This window comes from Pseudomonas sp. TWI628 (genome assembly GCF_039673865.1).
In the GTDB taxonomy this organism is placed as follows: Bacteria; Pseudomonadota; Gammaproteobacteria; order Pseudomonadales; family Pseudomonadaceae; genus Aquipseudomonas.
On the sequence record NZ_JBDJMM010000017.1, the window covers coordinates 50,003 to 70,644 of the forward strand.

The 20,642-nt window shown below is 64.4% G+C and carries 21 protein-coding genes and 1 riboswitch; of the genes, 15 read left to right on the forward strand and 6 right to left on the reverse strand.

What is annotated here, in order from left to right; translation table 11 throughout:
- Positions 1-38: 38 nt before the first annotated feature.
- From relA to ABE528_RS14960, 3 genes are all read left to right on the forward strand, one after another.
- A complete protein-coding gene (relA, locus tag ABE528_RS14950) occupies positions 39-2,279 on the forward strand; it encodes a GTP diphosphokinase (protein WP_152954113.1) in 2,241 nt (746 codons plus the stop codon).
- Positions 2,280-2,378: 99 nt separating this feature from the next.
- Complete coding sequence (gene mazG, locus ABE528_RS14955; RefSeq protein WP_152954114.1) at positions 2,379-3,212, forward strand: nucleoside triphosphate pyrophosphohydrolase; 834 nt, start codon at positions 2,379-2,381, stop codon at positions 3,210-3,212.
- A gap of 26 nt (positions 3,213-3,238) precedes the next feature.
- Complete coding sequence (locus ABE528_RS14960) at positions 3,239-3,778, forward strand: DUF2058 domain-containing protein (RefSeq protein WP_346653362.1); 540 nt, start codon at positions 3,239-3,241, stop codon at positions 3,776-3,778.
- Between the two features lie 58 nt (positions 3,779-3,836).
- Here ABE528_RS14960 and ABE528_RS14965 read toward each other — a convergent pair whose 3' ends face one another.
- From ABE528_RS14965 to purM, 4 genes are all read right to left on the reverse strand, one after another.
- Positions 3,837-4,019 (reverse strand): hypothetical protein, encoded by a 183-nt coding sequence (locus tag ABE528_RS14965; RefSeq protein ID WP_103449505.1) that lies wholly within the window; start codon positions 4,017-4,019, stop codon positions 3,837-3,839.
- A gap of 169 nt (positions 4,020-4,188) precedes the next feature.
- A complete protein-coding gene (locus ABE528_RS14970; protein ID WP_152954117.1) occupies positions 4,189-4,899 on the reverse strand; it encodes a DUF3108 domain-containing protein in 711 nt (236 codons plus the stop codon).
- A gap of 8 nt (positions 4,900-4,907) precedes the next feature.
- Entirely contained in the window at positions 4,908-5,561 is a 654-nt protein-coding gene (purN, locus tag ABE528_RS14975) for a phosphoribosylglycinamide formyltransferase (protein ID WP_346653363.1), read from the reverse strand.
- Positions 5,561-6,619 (reverse strand): phosphoribosylformylglycinamidine cyclo-ligase, encoded by a 1,059-nt coding sequence (purM, locus tag ABE528_RS14980; protein ID WP_152954119.1) that lies wholly within the window; start codon positions 6,617-6,619, stop codon positions 5,561-5,563. Before purM ends, purN begins: the two co-directional genes overlap by 1 nt.
- Positions 6,620-7,065: 446 nt before the next feature.
- Here purM and ABE528_RS14985 point away from each other — a divergent pair, with 446 nt between their 5' ends.
- The 5 genes from ABE528_RS14985 (at position 7,066) to ABE528_RS15005 (ending at position 11,518) form a co-directional block, all read left to right on the forward strand.
- Positions 7,066-8,136 (forward strand): DUF2066 domain-containing protein, encoded by a 1,071-nt coding sequence (locus ABE528_RS14985; RefSeq protein WP_346653364.1) that lies wholly within the window; start codon positions 7,066-7,068, stop codon positions 8,134-8,136.
- A 12-nt stretch (positions 8,137-8,148) separates the two neighbouring features.
- Positions 8,149-9,222, forward strand: a complete 1,074-nt coding sequence (locus ABE528_RS14990) for an AI-2E family transporter (RefSeq protein WP_152954121.1) — start codon at positions 8,149-8,151, stop codon at positions 9,220-9,222.
- A gap of 153 nt (positions 9,223-9,375) precedes the next feature.
- Positions 9,376-10,083 carry a DnaA regulatory inactivator Hda gene (hda, locus tag ABE528_RS14995; RefSeq protein WP_152954122.1) on the forward strand — a complete coding sequence of 236 codons (708 nt, stop codon included), beginning with the start codon at positions 9,376-9,378 and terminating at the stop codon, positions 10,081-10,083.
- 127 nt (positions 10,084-10,210) lie between these two features.
- Complete coding sequence (locus ABE528_RS15000) at positions 10,211-10,849, forward strand: C40 family peptidase (protein ID WP_152954123.1); 639 nt, start codon at positions 10,211-10,213, stop codon at positions 10,847-10,849.
- 135 nt (positions 10,850-10,984) lie between these two features.
- The gene (locus ABE528_RS15005) at positions 10,985-11,518 is read left to right on the forward strand and encodes an NlpC/P60 family protein (protein WP_152954124.1); all 534 of its coding nucleotides are present in this window, start codon (positions 10,985-10,987) and stop codon (positions 11,516-11,518) included.
- A gap of 44 nt (positions 11,519-11,562) precedes the next feature.
- Here the strand turns inward: ABE528_RS15005 and ABE528_RS15010 are convergent, their stop codons facing one another.
- Complete coding sequence (locus ABE528_RS15010; RefSeq protein ID WP_346653365.1) at positions 11,563-12,480, reverse strand: LysR family transcriptional regulator; 918 nt, start codon at positions 12,478-12,480, stop codon at positions 11,563-11,565.
- Positions 12,481-12,604: 124 nt separating this feature from the next.
- Between ABE528_RS15010 and ABE528_RS15015 the strand changes: the two genes are divergently transcribed.
- Positions 12,605-13,663 (forward strand): tartrate dehydrogenase, encoded by a 1,059-nt coding sequence (locus ABE528_RS15015; protein ID WP_346653366.1) that lies wholly within the window; start codon positions 12,605-12,607, stop codon positions 13,661-13,663.
- A gap of 2 nt (positions 13,664-13,665) precedes the next feature.
- Here ABE528_RS15015 and ABE528_RS15020 read toward each other — a convergent pair whose 3' ends face one another.
- A complete protein-coding gene (locus tag ABE528_RS15020; RefSeq protein ID WP_152954128.1) occupies positions 13,666-14,244 on the reverse strand; it encodes a hypothetical protein in 579 nt (192 codons plus the stop codon).
- 166 nt (positions 14,245-14,410) lie between these two features.
- Positions 14,411-14,632: riboswitch (cobalamin riboswitch) on the forward strand.
- Positions 14,633-14,750: 118 nt separating this feature from the next.
- Between ABE528_RS15020 and cobO the strand changes: the two genes are divergently transcribed.
- From cobO to ABE528_RS15050, 6 genes are read left to right on the forward strand one after another with little or no spacing between them, the layout of a single operon-like run.
- Positions 14,751-15,362, forward strand: coding sequence for a cob(I)yrinic acid a,c-diamide adenosyltransferase (gene cobO / locus ABE528_RS15025; RefSeq protein WP_152954129.1), 612 nt, complete (start codon positions 14,751-14,753; stop codon positions 15,360-15,362).
- On the forward strand, positions 15,359-16,654 hold the full coding sequence (locus ABE528_RS15030; protein ID WP_346653367.1) for a cobyrinate a,c-diamide synthase: 1,296 nt from the start codon (positions 15,359-15,361) through the stop codon (positions 16,652-16,654). The genes cobO and ABE528_RS15030 overlap by 4 nt, the downstream gene beginning before the upstream one ends.
- Complete coding sequence (gene bluB / locus ABE528_RS15035; RefSeq protein WP_152954130.1) at positions 16,651-17,301, forward strand: 5,6-dimethylbenzimidazole synthase; 651 nt, start codon at positions 16,651-16,653, stop codon at positions 17,299-17,301. The genes ABE528_RS15030 and bluB overlap by 4 nt, the downstream gene beginning before the upstream one ends.
- Positions 17,298-18,206: an adenosylcobinamide-phosphate synthase CbiB gene (cbiB, locus tag ABE528_RS15040; protein ID WP_152954131.1), complete on the forward strand. Its 909-nt coding sequence runs from the start codon at positions 17,298-17,300 to the stop codon at positions 18,204-18,206. The genes bluB and cbiB overlap by 4 nt, the downstream gene beginning before the upstream one ends.
- A complete protein-coding gene (cobD, locus tag ABE528_RS15045; protein WP_346653368.1) occupies positions 18,199-19,191 on the forward strand; it encodes a threonine-phosphate decarboxylase CobD in 993 nt (330 codons plus the stop codon). Before cbiB ends, cobD begins: the two co-directional genes overlap by 8 nt.
- On the forward strand, positions 19,188-20,642 hold the full coding sequence (locus tag ABE528_RS15050; RefSeq protein WP_346653369.1) for a cobyric acid synthase: 1,455 nt from the start codon (positions 19,188-19,190) through the stop codon (positions 20,640-20,642). Before cobD ends, ABE528_RS15050 begins: the two co-directional genes overlap by 4 nt.

The following is a 20,642-nucleotide window of genomic DNA, read 5'->3' on the forward strand; positions in this document are numbered from 1 at the left end:
CACCCGTGTGGTGCGCTGTATGGAAAGGTAAAACAAAGATGGTACAGGTGAGAGTGCACCAGCCGGTCAACACAGACGGCAGTATCAATCTCGAAGCATGGCTGGATCATGTGGTGAGCGTCGATTCGGCTCTGGATCGCGTGGCGCTGAAAGATGCTTGCGAGTTCACCCAGGAAATCGAAAAGAAGGGCAATCCGGCCAAGCATTCGTGGGCCGATGGTACGTCCAGTTATCAGGCCGGCCTGGAAATCGCCGAAATCCTCGCCGACCTCAAGCTGGACCAGGACTCGTTGGTTGCGGCGGTGATCTATCGCTCGGTACGTGAAGGCAAGGTAACCCTGGCCGAAGTCGGCCAGCGCTTTGGCCCGGTAGTGTCCAAGCTGATCGACGGCGTGCTGCGCATGGCCGCCATCAGCGCCAGCCTCAGCCCACGGCAGTCGCTGGTGCTGGGCTCGCAGGCGCAGGTCGAGAACCTGCGCAAGATGCTCGTGGCCATGGTCGACGACGTGCGCGTGGCGCTGATCAAGCTGGCCGAGCGGACCTGCGCGATCCGGGCGGTGAAGTCCGCCGATGACGAAAAACGCCTGCGCGTGGCGCGCGAGGTGTTCGACATCTATGCGCCACTGGCCCACCGGCTGGGCATCGGCCACATCAAATGGGAGCTGGAGGACCTGTCCTTCCGCTACCTGGAGCCCGACCAGTACAAGCAGATCGCCAAGCTGTTGCACGAGCGTCGGCTGGACCGCGAGCGCTTCATCAGCGATGTGATGAACCAGTTGCAGAACGAGCTGCTGGCCACCGGGGTCAAGGCCGACATCAGCGGCCGGGCGAAACACATCTATTCGATCTGGCGCAAGATGCAGCGCAAAGGCCTGGAATTCAGCCAGATCTACGATGTGCGTGCGGTGCGCGTGCTGGTGCCGGAGGTGCGCGACTGCTATACCGCGCTGGGTATCGTGCACACCCTGTGGCGGCACATCCCCAAGGAATTCGACGACTACATCGCCAACCCCAAGGAAAACGGCTATCGCTCGCTGCACACTGCGGTGATCGGCCCCGAGGGCAAGGTGCTGGAAGTGCAGATCCGTACCCACGGCATGCACGAGGAAGCCGAGCTCGGCGTCTGCGCCCACTGGCGCTACAAGGGCACCGACGTCAAGCCGAGTTCCAACCACTACGAAGAGAAGATCTCCTGGCTGCGCCAGGTGCTCGAATGGCATGAAGAGCTGGGCGACATCGGTGGCCTGGCCGAGCAGCTGCGGGTCGATATCGAGCCCGACCGGGTCTACGTGTTCACCCCGGATGGCCACGCCATCGACCTGCCCAAGGGTGCCACGCCGCTGGACTTCGCCTACCGCGTGCACACCGAGATCGGTCACAACTGCCGTGGCGCCAAGATCAACGGGCGCATCGTGCCGCTCAACTACAGCCTGCAGACCGGCGAGCAGGTGGAGATCATCACCAGCAAGCACGGCAACCCGAGCCGTGACTGGCTGAACTCCAACCTGGGCTACGTCACCACCTCGCGGGCGCGGGCCAAGATCGTCCACTGGTTCAAGCTGCAGGCGCGTGACCAGAACGTCGCTGCCGGCAAGACCTTGCTCGAGCGCGAGCTCAGCCGCCTGGGCCTGCCGCAGGTGGACTTCGAACGCCTGGCCGAAAAGACCAACGTCAAGACCGCCGAAGACATGTTCGCCTCGCTCGGTGCCGGTGACCTGCGCCTGGCGCACCTGGTCAACGCCGCCCAGCAGCTGCTTGAGCCCGAGCGCATCGAGCAGATCGAGCTGACGCCGCGCAAGCCTACCGGCCCGCGTACCGGCAAGCGTGGCGACATCCAGATCCAGGGCGTCGGCAACCTGCTTACGCAGATGGCCGGCTGCTGCCAGCCGCTGCCGGGCGATGCCATCGTCGGTTACATCACCCAGGGCCGCGGCGTCAGCATCCACCGCCAGGACTGCGCCTCGGCGCTGCAGCTGGCCGGGCGCGAGCCGGAGCGGATGATCCAGGTAAGCTGGGGGCCGATCCCGGTGCAGACCTACCCGGTCGACATCGTCATCCGCGCCTACGACCGCCCAGGGTTGCTGCGCGACGTGTCGCAGGTGTTGCTGAACGAGAAGATCAACGTGCTGGCGGTCAATACCCGCTCGAACAAGGAAGACAACACCGCGCTGATGTCGCTGACCATCGAGATTCCGGGCCTGGATGCGCTGGGGCGCCTCCTAGGCAGAATTTCGCAGTTGCCGAACATTATCGAGACACGGCGTAATCGTACCCCTTGAGACTGCGGCGCCTGCATCGCGGATGAATCCGCTCCTACAGGAATGGCGCCTGTAGGCGGATTTATTCGCGATGAAGGCACCCCCGAAGGACCTGCTTAAATGACCTACACCCTCGAAGACCTGCTGCACCTCATGGCCCGCCTGCGCGACCCGCAGTACGGCTGCCCGTGGGACCTGAAGCAGAACTACGCGAGCATTGTGCAGCACACCATCGAAGAGGCCTACGAAGTCGCCGACACCATCGAGCGCGGCGATTTCGAGCACCTGCAGGGTGAGCTGGGCGACCTGTTGTTCCAGGTGGTCTACTACAGCCAGCTGGCCCGGGAAGAAGGGCGGTTCGAGTTCGATGGCGTGGTCGACAGCATCACCCGCAAGCTGATCCGCCGTCATCCCCACGTATTCCCGACTGGCGAGCTGTACGCGCCGCTGGACACCCCCAGCCTGAACGAGGCCCAGGTCAAGTCACGCTGGGAGGAGATCAAGGCCGAGGAGCGCGCCGAGAAAAGCACCCCTGAGCAACTGTCGCTGCTCGATGACGTACCGACGGCATTGCCGGCGCTGTCGCGGGCGGCCAAACTGCAAAAGCGCGCGGCTACCGTCGGTTTCGACTGGCCAGCGGCACTGCCTGTGCTGGACAAGGTGCGCGAGGAGCTCGATGAAGTGTTGCAGGCCATGGCCGACAACGACGCCGATGCCCTCGAGGATGAAGTCGGTGACCTGCTGTTTGCCGCCGTGAACCTTGCCCGCCACCTCAAGCAAGACCCGGAAAACGCCCTGCGCCGCGCCAACCGCAAGTTCGAGCGGCGTTTCCGCTTCATCGAACAGGCATTGCGCGACAGCGGTCGGCCGATTGAACAATGTAACCTTGACGAGCTGGACGCCCTTTGGGGTGAAGCCAAGCGTCAGGAAAAGAACCTGCCCAGCTGCGGCTGAGCTGATGCATAAGTGAGTGAACATTCATGAGCCTTTCCCTTCGCGACCAATTGCTCAAAGCCGGTCTGGTCAACCAGAAACAGGTCTCGCAGACCAACAAAGCTGAAAAGAAACAGAAGCGCATGGAGCACAAAGGCCAGGTCGAAATCGACGACAGCCAGCAGCGCATGGCCAAGGAAGCCATGGCCGAGAAGGCCAAGCGTGACCAGGAGCTGAATCGCCAGCAGCAGGAAAAGGCCGAGCAGAAGGCCCGCGTGGCGCAGATCAAGCAGTTGATCGAAGCCACCCGCTTGCCCAAGCTGACCACCGAGGACTACTACAACTTCGTCGACGACAAGAAGGTCAAGCGCATTGCCGTCAACGCCCTGATGCGCACCCGCCTGAGCAACGGCGCGCTGGCCATCGTGTCGCATGCCGGTGGCTACGAAGTGATCCCGCGCGAGGCGGCGGTGAAGATCCAGGAGCGCGACCCGAACCGCATCCTGCTACTCAATACCCATGTCGAGGAGGCGGACGAAGACGATCCGTACGCGGCCTACAAGATCCCGGACGATCTGATGTGGTAAACACGAAAAACCCCGCCGAAGCGGGGTTTTTTATTGAAAGACGGTGTCATGGCCTACTTCATTGAGTAGTGCGCTGGTTTTCCAGCTCTTCGAGCTCCGCCCGGTACTGGTGAGCTTCGTGTTCCTGGTGGAACATACCGACCAGTTGGCCTTGTTGATGCACATCCCAGATCCGCACACCAGCGGCCAGGCCTTCGTGGGACATTTTCGATTCGTCGCGTTCGGTTACTTGGACTGTCATCGTTAAACTCCACTGCTTGAGTTGGCTGCGACACTGTGTCGCACAACCCCTTTATAGAGTTTGTTAGCAGGCTAAGTAAATAAAACAGGCATGAAACAAGTTTCATGAAGGCCGGGCAAAAAGAAGCCCCGCGCAGGGCGGGGCTCCGGATGCTGCGGGCTGTAGCGGATCAGTTACCCTTCACCGTCTTGCCGTCGACCGTGCCATCCTGCAGCACGATCACGTACTCCTTGCCATCAGTCTCGACCTGGCGCAGTTGTACCAGCAGGTAATCCCAATCCTTGGCGAACCACAGCTCGGTGATGCGCTTGCTCTGGCTCGGGTCGCGCACGCGCTCGACCTTTACCGCGTCGACCTGGCCGGTCTTGGTGGTGACTTTTTCGGTGCCGAGTACGCGGAAGTCATAGGCATCGATCTCGTCACCATCGACCACCTGGTAGGTCATGCTCTTCTTGCCAGCGGCCACATCGTGCTGCAGGGCCAGCTGGTAGGACGACTTGTCCAGCACGCCGCGGTTGAGCGGCAGGTTGATGGGGTCCTTGCGGTCGGTGCCGGTGATCTTCTTGGCGTTCCAGTCGAAGGTCAGGTCGACGGTCTTGGCCTTGCCCAGGCCGCCGCGCTCGAAGTGGTACTTCTGCGGCAGCAGGGTGTCGTTGTCCAGGCGCAGGGTGCTGTTCTCGGTCAGGCTGGCGATCATCATGGAGGCCTTGAAATTAAGGTCCCAGGTACCGTTGGCATTCTTGACCAGGCTGCGCTCGGCGGTGCCGCTCATGGGCAGTTGCTTCCAGTCGGCGGTGTAGCTGGCCGAAAACGGCTTCAGATCAGCTGCCTGGAGGGGCAGGGCGAGCACGGCGAGAGCCAATAGCAGGGCACGACGCATAAATTCTCCTAGGGTCGGATCAAGTGACCACTGGCCGGCAGCGGTTGGTCATCCAGTAAGGCACCCTGCTCACCCAGGCGCAAGCGCCCTTGGGCAAACCAGTGCACCGCCAGCGGGTAGATCTGGTGTTCCTGATGGTGGACCCTTTGGGCCAGGCTTTCCACCGTGTCATCAGACAGCACCGGAACCACAGCCTGTACGACCAGAGGCCCGCCATCGAGTTCCTCGGTGACGAAGTGTACGCTGCAGCCATGCTCGGCATCGCCGGCCTCCAGTGCCCGCCGGTGGGTATGCAGGCCCTTGTAGCGGGGCAGCAGCGACGGGTGGATGTTGAGCAGGCGGCCCTGATAGTGGCGCACGAAGTCGCCACTGAGGATGCGCATGAAGCCGGCCAGCACCACCAGGTCCGGGGTAAAGCCGTCGATGCGCGCCATCAGCGCGGCATCGAAGGCTTCGCGGCCGTCGAACGGGGTGTGGTCGAGCACCACGGTGTCGATACCGACCGCCTGGGCCCGTTGCAGGCCATAGGCATCGGCGCGGTTGGAAACCACCGCGGCGATGCGCACCTGGCTGTCCTGCGCGCGGCAACTGTCGATCAAGGCTTGCAGGTTGCTGCCGGAACCCGACAGCAGTACCACTACATTGCAGGGCTTGCTCGGCATCAGTGTGCCTTGAGGTTCTGCAGCTCGACCTGGGCGGCGCCTTCGGCGGCTTCGGCGATGTGGCCGATGACCCACGGCTGCTCACCGGCGGCGCGCAGTTCGTTCAGGGCCGCTTCCACCTGATCCTGGGCCACGCAGATGACCATGCCGACGCCGCAGTTCAGGACGCGGTGCATTTCGTGCTCGTCGACGTTGCCTTTTTCCTGCAGGAAGTCGAACACTGCCGGGCGCTGCCAGCTGGCCACGTCAACCACGGCCTGGGCGTTCTTCGGCAGTACGCGCGGGATGTTGTCCAGCAGGCCGCCACCGGTGATGTGGGCCATGGCCTTGACGGCGCCAGTGTTCTTGATCAGCTGCAGCAGTGGCTTGACGTAGATGCGGGTCGGCGCCATCAGCAGCTCGGTCAGCGGCTTGCCGTCGAGCTGGGTGTTCTCGATATCGGTGGCGGACACTTCGAGGATCTTGCGGATCAGCGAGTAGCCGTTGGAGTGCGGGCCGGAGGATGGCAGGGCGATCAGCGCGTCGCCGGTGGCAACCTTGGAACCGTCGATGATCTCGGCCTTTTCCACCACGCCGACGCAGAAGCCGGCCAGGTCGTAGTCTTCGCCTTCGTACATGCCTGGCATTTCGGCGGTTTCGCCGCCGACCAGGGAGCAGCCAGCCAGTTCACAGCCGGCGCCGATGCCGGTGACCACGGTGGCGGCCACGTCGACGTTCAGCTTGCCGGTGGCGTAGTAGTCGAGGAAGAACAGCGGCTCGGCGCCGCAGACCACCAGGTCGTTGACGCACATGGCGACCAGGTCCTGGCCGATGCTGTCGTGCTTGTTCAGGTTCAGTGCCAGGCGCAGCTTGGTGCCGACGCCGTCGGTGCCAGAGACCAGCACCGGCTGCTTGTAGCCGGCCGGGATCTCGCAGAGGGCGCCGAAGCCGCCCAGGCCACCCATGACTTCAGGGCGTGCGGTGCGTTTTGCCACGCCCTTGATGCGTTCGACCAGTGCTTCGCCGGCGTCGATGTCTACACCGGCGTCCTTGTAGCTCAGGGAGGGTTGCTTGCTCATTGATCCAGGCCTTTAAGAGGGAGGGATTCGTAAAAACGACCATGACGGCCAAGGCCGGCTATGAAGCGGCGGCTGCCTGAAACGTCAGTGGTCTGTGAAGGCGCGCGATTTTATCAGGGTTGCCGTGCAGCGGCCATCCTCAGGCCGACGGGCAGGGCATGAAATGGGTAAAAAGTTGAGATGTCTGCCGCCAGAGGTGTATCGCCTGGTAGATCGAGCGCGGTGACGTCACAGAAGGAACTGGCCCGAAACAGACGCAGGAGCGGTTTATCCGCGATGTGCCGCGCGGGCGACGCTCGAGCTCACCGGCGCTGAACCTGTTGCGGCGAACACCTGTCAGTCCCAGCACATCTCCCCGGCAATCAATCTTTCACCCCTCGCGACTGGTTACCTGGTGCCCCCGTGTATAAGGTATAGGCATTGCGGCAAGTGGACAGGAATCCTCCATGCGTTTATCCAACATTCTGGCAGCCAGTTGCCTGGCCCTGATCTCAGCCACCGCCCTGGCTGAAAATGTCTCCGGCCTGTACCAGGTGCGCGAGCCGCTCGAAGGGCAGGGCGCCGAAGCCCGCTCCGCAGCCACAGTCAAGGCCTTCGATACCTTGGTGCTGCGCCTGACCGGCGACCCCAAGGCGGCGCAGAACCCGGCGCTGGCCGACTTGCGCAAGGACCCGCAACAGGTCATCAACCAGGTCGGCACCGAGGCCGGGCCACCGGAGTCGGTGCTGGTCGAGTTCGACCCCGGCAGTACCGAACGTGCCTTGCGCAAGGCCGGCCTGGCGCTGTGGGGCAGTAACCGGCCCTCCATCCTCGGCTGGTGGCTCAACGACAGCGCCGAAGGCAGCAACCTGGTCGGTGACGGCCAGGCCAGCGCCCAGCCGCTGCGCCGAGCGGCCCAGCACCGTGGCCTGCCGCTGCGCCTGCCGCTGGCCGATCTGCAGGAGCAACTGGTAGCCAATGCCAAGCAACTCGAAGGCACTGACCCGGCGCCCTTGCGGCAAGCCTCGGAACGCTACGGCGCCGATGCCATGTTGGCCGTGCACGCCCATGAAACCGATGGCAAGTGGCAAGGTAAATGGCAGCTGTGGCAGGGCGACCAGCGCGAGCAGGGCAACGTTGAGGCCGCTGACCAGGCGGCCTTGGCAGACGCTGTCATGCTGGCGGTCAGCAGCCGCCTGGCGCCGCGCTATGTGATCAAGGCCGGTGCCAGCAGCCAGCTGCAGTTGCAGGTGCAAGGCATGAACCTGCAGCGCTATGCAGAGCTGAGCCGTGTACTCGAGCCTTATGGCCCGCGCCTGCAACTGGCCGAAGGCGCAACCTTGACCTATGCGGTCACCGGCAGCCGCGAGCAGTTGCGTGCCCAGCTGGGCCTGGCCAAATTGCAGGAAGTGCCACCCGAGCAGGCACCGCCGACCCCGGTCACACCTGCTGCGCCCCCAGGCGCAGCAGCTGGCCAGCCAGGCACGCCCGCACCTGTCGCCGCCAAACCGTTCGACGGCCTGCGATTTCATTGGTAAGGGGCGCGATCGATGACTGACATGCGTCGCTGGATCGGTTGGGGTGCTGCGCTGCTGATCGCCGTGCTTCTTTATAGCCTGCACAACATTCTCACACCCTTCCTGGTAGGCATCCTGCTGGCCTACCTGGCCGACCCGCTGGTCGACCGCCTGGAGCGCATGGGCCTGTCGCGTACCTGGGGTGTGGTGGTGGTGTTCGGCCTTTTCACGCTGGTGCTGATGGCCTTGCTGCTGGTGTTGGTGCCGCTGCTGGCCAAACAGTTGCTGCGCCTGTACGAGCTGGCGCCGCAGATGCTCGACTGGCTCGAGCATGTGGCGCTGCCTTGGGTGCAGGGGCGCCTGGGCCTGGCCGACGGGTTCTGGAAGTTCGACAAGATCAAGGCTGCCATTGGCGCACACATGGGCCAGACCACCGACATCGTCGGCATGTTGCTGTCCCACGCCACCGCGTCGAGCCTGGCACTGATCGCCTGGTTGGCCAACATGGTGCTGATCCCGGTGGTGGGCTTCTATCTGTTGCGCGACTGGGACCTGATGATGGCCAAGCTGAGGGGCCTGTTGCCGCGCCAGCGCGAGCCCCAGGTGGTGAGCCTGGCGGGCGAATGCCATGAAGTACTGGGTGCGTTCGTTCGCGGGCAGCTGATGGTGATGCTCGCGCTTGGCGTCATCTACTCTGCCGGCCTGATGCTGGTCGGGCTCGAACTGGGCCTGCTGATCGGCATGCTTGCGGGGCTGGCGGCCATCGTGCCTTACATGGGCTTCATCATTGGCATCGGTGCTGCGTTGGTGGCCGGGCTGTTCCAGTTTGGCGGTGACCTGTATCCGATGCTCGGCATCGTCGCCGTGTTCATGGTCGGGCAGGCGCTGGAGGGCATGGTGCTGACCCCGCTGCTGGTCGGTGACCGCATCGGCCTGCACCCGGTGGCGGTGATCTTCGCCATCCTCGCCGGTGGCGAACTGTTCGGCTTCACCGGGGTGTTGCTGGCGTTGCCGGTGGCGGCGGTGATCATGGTACTGCTGCGGCATGTGCATGACCTGTACAAGGAATCGGACATGTATGCCGGGGATGTCGACCCGGATTTGTGACCTGCGTGCCGGGTTGCGTCGCCCCAAAGTGGCGCAACTCGTTGATTTTCTTTGTGCTATCCGCCTGCATGATTGTGCGCCCTGCAATGCGGGTATAGACTTTGCACATTGTTCACCAAAGGCCCCCTGCGGTCCTGCCGACCGCCCGCGAGCATGAAACCACCGATCCAGTTGCCCCTGGGTGTGCGCCTGCGCGATGACGCCACCTTCATCAACTACTATCCGGGCGCCAATGCTGCGGCGTTGGGCTATGTCGAGCGGCTGTGCGAAGCCGACGCCGGCTGGACCGAGAGCCTCATCTACCTGTGGGGCAAGCAGGGCGTTGGCCGCAGCCACCTGCTGCAGGCCGCCACCCATCGCTTGCAGCAACGCGGCGAACCGGCGGTATACCTGCCACTGGCGCAATTGCTCGAGCGCGGCGTGGAACTGCTCGATTACCTGGCCCAATACGAGCTGGTGTGCATCGATGACCTGCACGTGATCGCCGGCAAGGCGGATTGGGAAGAGGCGATGTTCCACCTGTTCAACCGCCTGCGCGACAGCGGCCGCCGCCTGCTGCTGGCGGCTTCCGCTTCACCTCGTGAGCTGCCGATCAAGCTGCCTGACCTCAAATCACGGTTGACCCTGGCCCTGGTCTTCCAGATGCGTGGCCTGTCCGATGAAGACAAGCTGCGCGCCCTGCAACTGCGCGCCTCACGCCGTGGTCTGCACCTGACCGACGAAGTCGGCCATTTCATCCTTACGCGCGGGACGCGCAGCATGAGCGCGCTGTTCGACCTGCTCGAACGCCTCGACCAGGCCTCCCTGCAGGCCCAGCGCAAGCTGACCATCCCCTTCCTGAAGGAAACCCTCGGCTGGTAACGCCCGTAAACACTGGGCTCTGAGGCGAAAAACGAAAAAGTCACATCTTTTTCGATAAAATTTGCAAATGGCCATGATAGAGGGCATAGTTTCACCCTTCTAAAGGATTACAGACACGGTCGTGCCCATGCTGAAGCGCTTCGCACCCCTCGTGCCCCTCGCACTCGTGACCCTGCTTATTGGCTGCGCGGCCCACGGCCCGGATTCCCAGCCCCAGGATCACACCCCGATTGCCTCGCAATCGGTCAACAAGGCCAAGGCTTCGCCTTCGTCCGTTTTCGGCGAAGAAGAACAGGCCACTGAAGATGACCTGGAGGCCTTCTCCAGCAGCAAGCCGTATCAGCTCCCGGTGCTGGCAGACAGCATCCTTGAGCGCGGCATGGCGCTGATCGGCACCCGCTACCGCTTCGGCGGTACCTCGGAAGCCTCCGGTTTCGACTGCAGCGGTTTCATCGGCTACCTGTTCCGCGAAGAGGCCGGCATGAACCTGCCGCGCTCGACCCGCGAAATGATCAACGTCGATGCGCCGAAGGTGGCTCGCAACAAGCTCAAGCCAGGCGACCTGCTGTTCTTCAGCACCAATGGCCGTGGCCGTGTCAGCCATGCTGGCATCTACCTGGGTGACAACCAGTTCATCCACTCCAGCAGCCGCCGCAGCGGTGGTGTGCGCATCGACAGCCTCGGTGACCGCTACTGGAGCAAGACCTTCATCGAAGCCAAGCGTGCCTTGGCCATGGCGCCGACTACCAATATCGCGCGCAACTGATATCAAAATGATATATCCTGCCGCGGCGGCGTAGCTGAAAAGCTCGCCGCCGTGCGCATTTACAGAAAGCGTCTAATCTAAATTCTCAACTCTTTTCGGCTGCGGCCGTTCGGTCTCAGACAGGAAGTTCTGGCCATGGCGATGATGGCGCGCTTCGCATTCCTTTCCCTGGTGGCATTGCTTGCCGCCTGCTCCAGTCGTGCCCCGGCGCCGGCTCCTGTGGTGCAGCCACAGTTCACCTACAACCAGCCAGAAGGCTCGCCGCTCGCCGACGACGTGCTGATCCGCGCGATCGGTCTGGTTGGCACTCCGTATCGTTGGGGTGGCAACACACCGGACTCCGGCTTCGATTGCAGCGGCTTGATCGGCTATGTGTACCGCGATGCGGCGGGTATCAGCCTGCCGCGCTCGACGCGCGAGATGATCGTCATGCGCGCACCCACCGTGGACATCAACTCATTGCAGTCGGGTGACCTGGTGTTCTTCGCCACCGGTGGTGGTTCGCAGGTTAGCCATGCCGGCATCTATGTAGGAGAAGGGCGCTTCGTGCATGCGCCCCGCACGGGCGGTACGGTACGCCTGGATTACCTGTCCAACAGCTATTGGTCCAAAGCCTACCTGCAGGCCAAGCGGGTCATCCCGCAAGGGAACCTCGCGCAGAACCGCTGATTGCGCGGCGAACCGCAGCCTGAATGCGCTGGATGCGGTGCGATCTAGTTGGCATTCTCCAGTTCGAGATGGTCGATGCGCTCGAAGCGTTCGATGAGAAAGTCGATCAGGCGTCGAACCCGTGCTGAAAGGTGCAATTGCTGTGGGTACACGGCGTAGACATCGGCGCGGGTAGGCGTCTGGTCTTCCAGCAACAGGCGCAGGCGCCCGCTGCGCACGTAGCGGGCGATGTCCCACTCGGCGCGCAGGAGGATGCCGTGGCCCTGCAGTGCCCAGTTCAGCGCCACTTCGCCATCATTGCAGCTCAGTGCACCTCGGACCTTGATGTTCTGGGTGCGTCCGCCGTTGGTAAAAGTCCACACGCCGTAGGGCGATTCGTTCTGGCGCAGGAAAATGCAGTTGTGCTGGGACAAGTCTGCAAGCTTCTGCGGCGTGCCGTGTTTTTCCAGATACAGCGGTGAGGCACACAGCAATCGGCGGTTGGAGGCGATCTTGCGGGCGTGGAAGGACGCATCCGGCAAACTGCCGAAACGGATGCCCAGATCGAAGCCATGACTGGCCAGGTCCAGCGGATGGTCGCTGATCTCCAGTTGCACCTCGATGTCCGGATGGCGGGCATAGAAATCAGCCAGTGCCGGGCCAATGTAGCGGCGGCCAAAGCCCAATGACGCGTTGACTCGGATCAGCCCCTTGGGTTCGGCGCGGTGCTGGCCGATCAGTTGCTCCACTTCATCCACCTGGGCGAGGATCCGCGCAGCATGGGCGAAGTACAGCTCGCCCTCGGCGGTCAGGCTCATGGAACGGGTAGTGCGGTTGACCAGGCGGATGCCCAGGCGCGCTTCCAGCGCAGCCAGGCGCTTGCTCACCGCCGGTGGTGTCACGCCCAGCTCACGCGCTGTGGCGGCCAGGCTGCCTTGCTTGGCCAGCAGGTGGAAGAAGCCCAAGTCCTGTGTCGGATTCATCATTAACCCATGGTTACTTAAGAGGTAATCCAGGGTTAACTGCTGCCCTGATTTCACTACATATACTCGCCCCATCCCCGTTGGCACAAGCCTGGCGGGCCACCATAAGCATGGGAGTCGAGACATGAACAACTACAAGATCGCCGCCATCCCGGGTGACGGCATCGGCGTCGAAGTGATTGCGGCGGGTGTGGAAGTGCTGCGGGCCCTGGCTGCCAGGCGCGGTACCTTTGGCATCGATTTCGAGCACTTCGACTGGGGCTCGGAACGCTACCTGCGTGAGGGCCAGTACATTCCCGAGGGTGGCCTGGAGTCGCTCAAGGCCTTCGACGCCATCTTCTTCGGCGCCGTTGGCAGCCAGGAAGTACCCGACCATGTCTCTCTGTGGGGCTTGCGCCTGCCGATCTGCCAGGGCTTTGACCAGTACGCCAACGTGCGCCCGGCGCGCGTGCTGCCTGGCGTGACCAGCCCGCTGGCCAAGGGCAAGGCAATCGACTGGGTGATCGTGCGCGAGAACTCCGAAGGCGAGTATTCCGGCAGCGGTGGCCGGGTGCATCAGGGCCTGCCGATCGAAGTGGCAACCGAGGTTTCGACCTTCACCCGCGTGGGCGTGGAACGCATCCACCGCTTCGCCTTCGAACTGGCCCGCACCCGCCCGGCGAAGCACCTTACCCTGGTGACCAAATCCAACGCCCAGCGCCACGGCATGGTGCTGTGGGATGAGGTGTTCGCGGAGGTGGCCCAGGATTACCCGGACGTGCGCACCACCCGTGAACTGGTGGACGCCGTGACCACCACCATGGTGCTCAAGCCCGAACAGCTGGATGTGGTGGTAGCGACCAACCTGCATGCCGACATCCTCTCGGACCTGGCCGCTGCGCTGTCTGGCAGCCTGGGCATCGCGCCCACTGCCAACCTCAACCCGAACCGCGAATTCCCGTCGATGTTCGAACCGATCCACGGCTCGGCCTTCGACATCACCGGCAAGGGCGTGGCCAACCCGGTCGCGACTTTCTGGACCGCGGTAATGATGCTTGAGCACCTGGGCGAGGCCGCCGCTGCGCGTGAGTTGATGGCGGCCATCGAAGCAGTGACCGAAAGCGGCCTGCACACGCCGGACCTGGGCGGCAAGGCCACCACGCGTGAGGTGACCGATGCGGTGCTGGCGCTGATCCGCCGTTAAACTCAGGCCTGCTTCAGCAGCAGTGCCACCCCAGGGAAATACTGGCCCAGCTCGTTGTGCAGCTTGCGATAGGCATAAGGGAAGTACCAGGCAATGGCACAGGCTGTGTGCTTCTGCAGGTCATCGACCAAGTCTTGCAGTTCTTCCGGGCTGGCATGCTGGCCTGCCTTCCAGGGTGTGACGAACAGTGCACCGGCCTTCAGCTGGCTGGGGTAGGCCACTTGGCGGGCGAGGGTGGCGGTTTCCTGCAGGGCTGCTTCCATGTCCAGCTGGGCGATTTTTGGCCAGCGCTGGCTCACGCTCAGGTAAAGCGCCTCGTCGGCGCTGCAGATCGACAGGTCGCAGCGCCTCTCCTGCTCGCCCTCGTCACGTTGCTTCTTGCTGGCAAACTGCGGCAGTGCTGCCAGTTCGGCCTGCCAGGCGGCTGCGGCGAGTATGCCGATGTTGGCGGCGGTGCCGTGCCAGTAGGGGGCCTCGGCATCACCATTGAACTGGTTGAAGCGGTCGATGCAGTCTACCCAGCGCTCCAGTACCGGTTGCAGAAACTCCAGGTGCGGGTTGTTGATGATCTGGCCTTGCATGCTACGCACTCCTGTTATCGTTGTGATCGCGTTCAGTGCAAAGTGATGGCTATGTGATATCACTGCGCTCAGTGTGGCACAAGCTGGCGGATCGGCCATTGACCCTGGCCAGTTCTGCCGAAGTAAAAGGCCCCGTTCGATTGACGCTCCCAGTGCAACCCTCTAACCTTCGCGGCGTGTTTCAGGTGCCCTGCCAGCCCCGACTGGGCAGGGTGAAACTGGGAAGCCGGTGGTCGCCAGCATGGCGCGATTCCGGCGCTGCCCCCGCAACGGTAGGTGAGTAGCGGCCGCGCAGGGCCACTGGGTACGAATACCCGGGAAGGCGCGCAGGCCAGGGCCGATTGCCCGCTCACGAGCCCGGAGACCGGCCTGGAACTGCCAACGGCATCACGGAGGGTGATGCGCGGTGCACCGTGGCTGCGGCCATGGCTCCTGCGCGTTCTCCGTCTGCCCGCCTATTACCTGTCGTCGCATTTCATGTGGCGCCAGCCTGCGGAGAACCCTTCATGAGCGAATCCACCGAACGCGACGAACGCCACCTGGCGCGCATGCAGCGCAAGAAGGCGGTCATCGACGAGCGCATTGCCAATTCCCCCAACGAGTGTGGCCTGCTGCTGGTGCTCACCGGCAACGGCAAGGGCAAGAGCAGCTCGGCCTTCGGCATGCTGGCCCGCGCTTTGGGCCATGGCATGCAGTGCGGCGTGGTGCAGTTCATCAAGGGCCGCAACAGCACTGGTGAAGAGCTGTTCTTCCGGCGCTTCCCCGAGCAGGTGCGCTATCACGTGATGGGCGAGGGCTTCACCTGGGAGACCCAGGACCGCCAGCGCGACATCGCCGCCGCCGAAGCCGCCTGGGCGGTCTCACGCCAGTTGCTGCAAGACCCGAGCGTGCAGTTCGTGGTGCTCGACGAGCTGAACATCGCCCTCAAGCACGGCTACCTCGACCTCGACCAGGTGCTGAGCGACATTCAGGCTCGGCCACCGATGCAGCATGTGATCGTCACCGGCCGTGCAGCCAAGCCCGAGATGATCGAACTGGCCGACACCGTCACCGAGATGGGTATGCTCAAGCACGCCTTCCAGGCCGGTATCCGCGCACAGAAGGGCGTCGAACTGTGAGTGAAACGCGCAGCTGCCCGGCGGTGCTGATCGCCGCCCCCGCCTCCGGCCAGGGCAAGACCACCGTGACCGCAGCCTTGGCCCGCCTGCACCGCAACCTTGGGCGTAAGGTGCGGGTGTTCAAGTGTGGCCCTGATTTCCTTGACCCTATGATTCTGGAGCGGGCCAGCGGCGCGCCGGTGTACCAGCTCGACCTGTGGATGATCGGTGCCGAGGAAAGCCGTCGCCTGCTGTGGCAAGCCGCAGAAGAAGCCGACCTGATCCTGATCGAAGGGGTAATGGGCCTGTTCGATGGCACCCCGTCCAGCGCTGACCTGGCGCGTCATTTCGGCGTGCCGGTGCTGGCGGTGATCGACGGTACCGCCATGGCCCAGACCTTCGGCGCCCTGGCCCTCGGGCTGGCGCGCTACCAAGCCGACCTGCCGTTCGCGGGCGTACTGGCCAACCGTGTCGGCAGCCTGCGCCATGCGCAACTGCTCGAAGGCAGCTTGACCGAAGGCCTGCGCTGGTATGGCGGCCTGTCGCGTGAGCGCGGTATCGAGCTGCCCAGTCGCCACTTGGGTCTGGTCCAGGCCAGCGAACTGAACGACCTGGATGCCCGCCTTGATGCCGCTGCCGAAGCCCTCGGCGCCAGCTGCGATGCCGCCTTGCCGCCGCCGGTAGCGTTTGCCGCGCCTGAACCGCAGCCGTGTGCTGGGTCGCTGAGCGGTGTGCGCATCGGCGTGGCACGTGACGAAGCGTTCGCCTTCACCTACGGCGCGAACCTTGATCTGTTGCGCGACCTGGGCGCGCATCTGTCGTTTTTCTCCCCTTTGCATGATCGTGACCTGCCGGTAGTGGACAGCCTGTATCTGCCAGGGGGTTATCCGGAACTGCATCACCAGGCACTGGCTGCCAATACGCCGATGTGCGAGGCGATCCGTGCCCATCACGCCCAGGGCAAGCCGTTGCTGGCCGAGTGCGGCGGCATGCTGTACCTGCTCGATGCGCTGACCGATGTCGCTGGCGAGCGTGCCGAACTGCTCGGCCTGCTGCCGGGCGAGGCGAGCATGCAAAAGCGCCTGGCGGCCCTGGCCCTGCAGGCCGTGGAACTGCCGGAAGGCACCCTGCGCGGGCACACCTACCACCATTCGCTGACCAGCACCGGCCTGGAGCCGATCGCCCGGGGCCTGAGCCCCAACGGCGGGCGCGGCAACGAAGCGGTGTATCGGCTGGGCAGGCTGACCGCCTCCTATGTGCACTTCTACTTCCCGTCCAACCCCGATGCGGCGGCGGCGCTGTTGCGACCATGAGCGATCACGCCTACAGCGCCGCCGAGCGCGCCGCGATCTACCGCGCCATCGGTGAGCGCCGCGACATGCGCCACTTTGCCGGTGGCGCGGTCGCGCCGGAGCTGCTCGGCCGCCTGCTGGCTGCCGCGCACCAGGCGCCCAGTGTTGGCCTGATGCAGCCTTGGCGCTTCATCCGCATCACTCAGCGTGAGCTGCGCGGGCGCATTCAGGGCCTGGTCGAAGAGGAGCGGGTGCGCACCGCCGAAGCCCTGGGTGAGCGCTCCGATGACTTCATGAAACTCAAGGTCGAGGGCATCAGCGACTGCGCCGAAGTGCTGGTAGCGGCGTTGATGGACAACCGCGAGCCGCACATCTTCGGCCGCCGCACCTTGCCGGAAATGGACCTGGCCTCATTGGCCTGCGCCATTCAGAACCTGTGGCTGGTCGCCCGTGCCGAGGGCCTGGGGTTGGGTTGGGTGTCGCTGTTCGACCCGCAAGCCCTGGCCGCGCTGCTGGGCATGCCCGCCGGCGCAAAGCCGGTGGCAGTGTTGTGCCTGGGGCCGGTCAGCGAATTCTACGCGCAGCCGATGCTGGTACAGGAAAACTGGGCGCAACAACGCCCCTTGAGTGAAATGCTGTTCGAGAACCAATGGGGAGAACGCCCATGAGCGTGGCCTTGCTGACTGTGGCCGGAGTGGCCCTCGATGCGCTGCTGGGCGAGCCTGAGCGCCGGCACCCGCTGGTGGGCTTCGGCAACCTGGCGTCGAGCCTGGAGCGCCGCCTGAATGCCGGTGGGCGCGGCTGGCGCAGCCATGGCGTGAGTGCCTGGTTCCTGGCCGTGGTACCGCTGACCCTGGTGGCACTGATCCTGTCCTGGCTGCCCTATGTCGGCTGGCTGGTGGACGCCCTGGCGCTCTATTGCGCGCTCGGTTTGCGCAGCCTCGGCGAGCATGTGCTGCCGGTGGCCAATGCTTTGCGCCAAGGTGATCTGCAAGAGGCGCGGCGCCGTGTCGGCTATCTGGTCAGCCGGGAAACCCGCGAACTGGACGAGCCAGCCGTGGCCCGCGCAGCCACCGAGTCGGTGCTGGAAAACGGCAGCGATGCGGTGTTCGCCGCGCTGTTCTGGTTCGTCGTGGCCGGTGCGCCGGGGGTGGTGCTGTACCGCCTGAGCAACACCCTGGATGCGATGTGGGGTTACCGCAACGAACGCTTCGAGCGCTTCGGCTGGTGCGCCGCACGCATCGACGACGTGCTGAACTACATTCCCGCCAGGCTCGTGGCGCTGACCTACGCACTGCTGGGCAAGACCCGCCTGGCCCTGGCCTGCTGGCGCAAGCAGGCGCCGCTGTGGGACAGCCCCAACGCCGGGCCGGTGATGGCCTCCGGTGCCGGTGCGCTGGGTGTCGAACTGGGTGGCCCGGCGGTGTACCACGGCGAACTGCACGAGCGCCCGCGCCTGGGTGACGGGCCGATGGCCGATGCCGAGGCCATCGAGCGCGGCTGGAGCCTGGTGCAGCGTGGCGTCTGGTTGTGGGTGCTGCTGATCTGCGTGGGAGCCTATCTGAATGCTTGAACACGGTGGCCGCCTGCTGCGGGCAGTGCGGCAATACGCAATCGCCCGTGAAAACTGGCTGGACCTGTCCAGTGGCATTGCCCCTTGGCCTTACCCGATTCCGCCCATTGCGCTGGATGCCTGGGCACGCCTGCCGGAAACCGACGACGGTCTCGAAGACGCCGCGCGACACTATTACGGTGTGCGGCAACTGTTGCCGGTGGCAGGTTCCCAGGCGGCCATCCAGGCCTTGCCCCTGTTGCGCCCGCTGGGGCGCGTGGGGGTGCTGACGCCGTGCTACGCCGAGCACCCGCATGCCTGGCAGCGGGCGGGGCATCAGCTGATCGAGCTGGATGAAAGCCAGGTCGAGGCACAGCTCGATCAGCTCGACGTGCTGGTGCTGGTCAATCCGAACAACCCGACCGGGCGGCGGGTGCCGCGTGAACGGCTGCTGGCCTGGCATGCGCGGCTCGCAGAGCGCGGAGGCTGGCTGCTGGTGGACGAAGCGTTCATGGACAACTCACCGGAACACAGCGTGGCGGATTGTGCCGAACACCCAGGCCTGATCGTGCTGCGTTCGTTCGGCAAGTTCTTCGGCCTGGCCGGTGTGCGGCTGGGCTGTGTAGTGGCTGAACCCTCATTGTTGCGGCGCCTAGCCGAATGGCTCGGGCCGTGGACCGTCAGTGGTCCGACCCGGGTGCTGGCGCAAGCCTGCTTTGCCGACCACGCGGCGCATCAGGCCCAGATCGAACGCTGCGCCCAGGCCAGCTACCGCTTGGCTACGCTACTGCAGGGTTGCGGCCTGGCGCCTAGCGGCGGCTGCGACCTGTTCCAGTACGTGCGCAGCGAGCGCGCAGCCCAGCTGCATGACTTTCTCGCCCGCCGCGGCATCCTCGTGCGCCTGTTCGAGCAGCCGGCTGCCGTGCGCCTTGGCCTGCCGGCAACTGCCGCCGACGAGCAGCGCCTCGCCCAGGCCCTGACTGATTACCAGAAGGAAACGGCATGACCACCCTCATGGTGCAAGGCACCACCTCCGATGCCGGCAAAAGCACGCTGGTCACCGCCTTGTGCCGCTGGCTGTTGCGCCAGGGCGTTGGCGTGGTGCCGTTCAAACCGCAGAACATGGCGCTCAACAGCGCGGTCACCGCCGACGGTGGCGAAATCGGCCGCGCCCAGGCGGTGCAGGCCCAAGCCTGCCGCCTGGCACCGCACACCGACATGAACCCGGTGCTGCTCAAGCCCAACAGCGACACGGGCGCCCAGGTGATCATCCACGGTCGTGCCGTCACCAGCATGAACGCGGTGGCTTATCACGACTACAAAGTCATCGCCATGCAGGCGGTGCTGGCCTCGCACCAGCGCCTCAGTGGCGCCTACCCGGTGGTGATGGTAGAGGGGGCAGGGTCGCCGGCCGAAATCAACCTGCGTGCCGGTGACATCGCCAACATGGGCTTTGCCGAGGCGGTCGACTGCCCGGTGATCCTGGTGGCCGACATCAACCGAGGTGGGGTGTTCGCTCACCTGGTCGGCACCCTCGAACTGCTGTCACCGAGCGAGCAGGCGCGGGTCAAGGGCTTCGTCATCAACCGCTTCCGCGGCGACATCGCGCTGCTGCAGCCGGGCCTGGACTGGCTGGAGCAACGCACCGGCAAACCCGTGCTGGGCGTGCTGCCGTATGTCACCGACCTGCACCTGGAAGCCGAGGATGGCATCGACACCCGCCAGGGCGCCAAGCAGGAGCGCGTGCTCAAGGTGATCGTCCCGGTGTTGCCGCGCATCAGCAACCACACCGACTTCGATCCGCTGCGCCTGCACCCGCAAGTCGACTTGCAGTTCATCGGCCCAGGCCAGCCGATTCCGGCCGCCGACCTGATCATCCTGCCCGGCTCCAAGAGCGTGCGCGGCGACCTGGCGCAACTGCGCGAGCGTGGCTGGGACAAGGCCATCGAGCGGCACCTGCGCTATGGCGGCAAGCTGATCGGGATTTGTGGTGGCCTGCAAATGCTCGGCCGCGAAGTGCACGACCCGCTCGGCCTGGAGGGCGCCGCCGGTTCCAGCCCTGGCCTCGGCCTGTTCGATTACCAGACGGTGCTCGAAGCCGACAAGCAACTGCGCAACGTTGCCGGGACCCTGAGCCTTGAAGATGCGCCGGTCGCCGGCTATGAAATTCATGCTGGCGTCACCGCCGGGCCTGCCCTGGAGCAGCCCGCCGTGCAGCTCGCCGATGGCCGTTGTGACGGTGCTGTCAGTGCCGATGGCCAGGTCCTCGCCACCTACCTTCATGGCCTGTTCGAGGGCAGCCAGTCGTGTGCCGCGCTGCTGCGCTGGGCGGGGCTGGAGCATGCGCAGACCATCGACTACGAGGCCCTGCGCGAGCGTGACATCGAGCGCCTGGCCGACCTGGTGGAAAAGCACCTGGACACCGCCTTCCTGCGAACGCTTTGTGGAGTCGCCTGA

Coding starts and splice junctions, on each gene's coding strand:
- relA (WP_152954113.1), top strand. CDS start 39: ATGGTACAGGTGAGAGTGCACCAGCCGGTCAACACAGACGGCAGTATC.
- mazG (WP_152954114.1), top strand. CDS start 2,379: ATGACCTACACCCTCGAAGACCTGCTGCACCTCATGGCCCGCCTGCGC.
- ABE528_RS14960 (WP_346653362.1), top strand. CDS start 3,239: ATGAGCCTTTCCCTTCGCGACCAATTGCTCAAAGCCGGTCTGGTCAAC.
- ABE528_RS14965 (WP_103449505.1), bottom strand. CDS start 4,019: ATGACAGTCCAAGTAACCGAACGCGACGAATCGAAAATGTCCCACGAA.
- ABE528_RS14970 (WP_152954117.1), bottom strand. CDS start 4,899: ATGCGTCGTGCCCTGCTATTGGCTCTCGCCGTGCTCGCCCTGCCCCTC.
- purN (WP_346653363.1), bottom strand. CDS start 5,561: ATGCCGAGCAAGCCCTGCAATGTAGTGGTACTGCTGTCGGGTTCCGGC.
- purM (WP_152954119.1), bottom strand. CDS start 6,619: ATGAGCAAGCAACCCTCCCTGAGCTACAAGGACGCCGGTGTAGACATC.
- ABE528_RS14985 (WP_346653364.1), top strand. CDS start 7,066: ATGCGTTTATCCAACATTCTGGCAGCCAGTTGCCTGGCCCTGATCTCA.
- ABE528_RS14990 (WP_152954121.1), top strand. CDS start 8,149: ATGACTGACATGCGTCGCTGGATCGGTTGGGGTGCTGCGCTGCTGATC.
- hda (WP_152954122.1), top strand. CDS start 9,376: ATGAAACCACCGATCCAGTTGCCCCTGGGTGTGCGCCTGCGCGATGAC.
- ABE528_RS15000 (WP_152954123.1), top strand. CDS start 10,211: ATGCTGAAGCGCTTCGCACCCCTCGTGCCCCTCGCACTCGTGACCCTG.
- ABE528_RS15005 (WP_152954124.1), top strand. CDS start 10,985: ATGGCGATGATGGCGCGCTTCGCATTCCTTTCCCTGGTGGCATTGCTT.
- ABE528_RS15010 (WP_346653365.1), bottom strand. CDS start 12,480: ATGAATCCGACACAGGACTTGGGCTTCTTCCACCTGCTGGCCAAGCAA.
- ABE528_RS15015 (WP_346653366.1), top strand. CDS start 12,605: ATGAACAACTACAAGATCGCCGCCATCCCGGGTGACGGCATCGGCGTC.
- ABE528_RS15020 (WP_152954128.1), bottom strand. CDS start 14,244: ATGCAAGGCCAGATCATCAACAACCCGCACCTGGAGTTTCTGCAACCG.
- cobO (WP_152954129.1), top strand. CDS start 14,751: ATGAGCGAATCCACCGAACGCGACGAACGCCACCTGGCGCGCATGCAG.
- bluB (WP_152954130.1), top strand. CDS start 16,651: ATGAGCGATCACGCCTACAGCGCCGCCGAGCGCGCCGCGATCTACCGC.
- cbiB (WP_152954131.1), top strand. CDS start 17,298: ATGAGCGTGGCCTTGCTGACTGTGGCCGGAGTGGCCCTCGATGCGCTG.
- cobD (WP_346653368.1), top strand. CDS start 18,199: ATGCTTGAACACGGTGGCCGCCTGCTGCGGGCAGTGCGGCAATACGCA.
- ABE528_RS15050 (WP_346653369.1), top strand. CDS start 19,188: ATGACCACCCTCATGGTGCAAGGCACCACCTCCGATGCCGGCAAAAGC.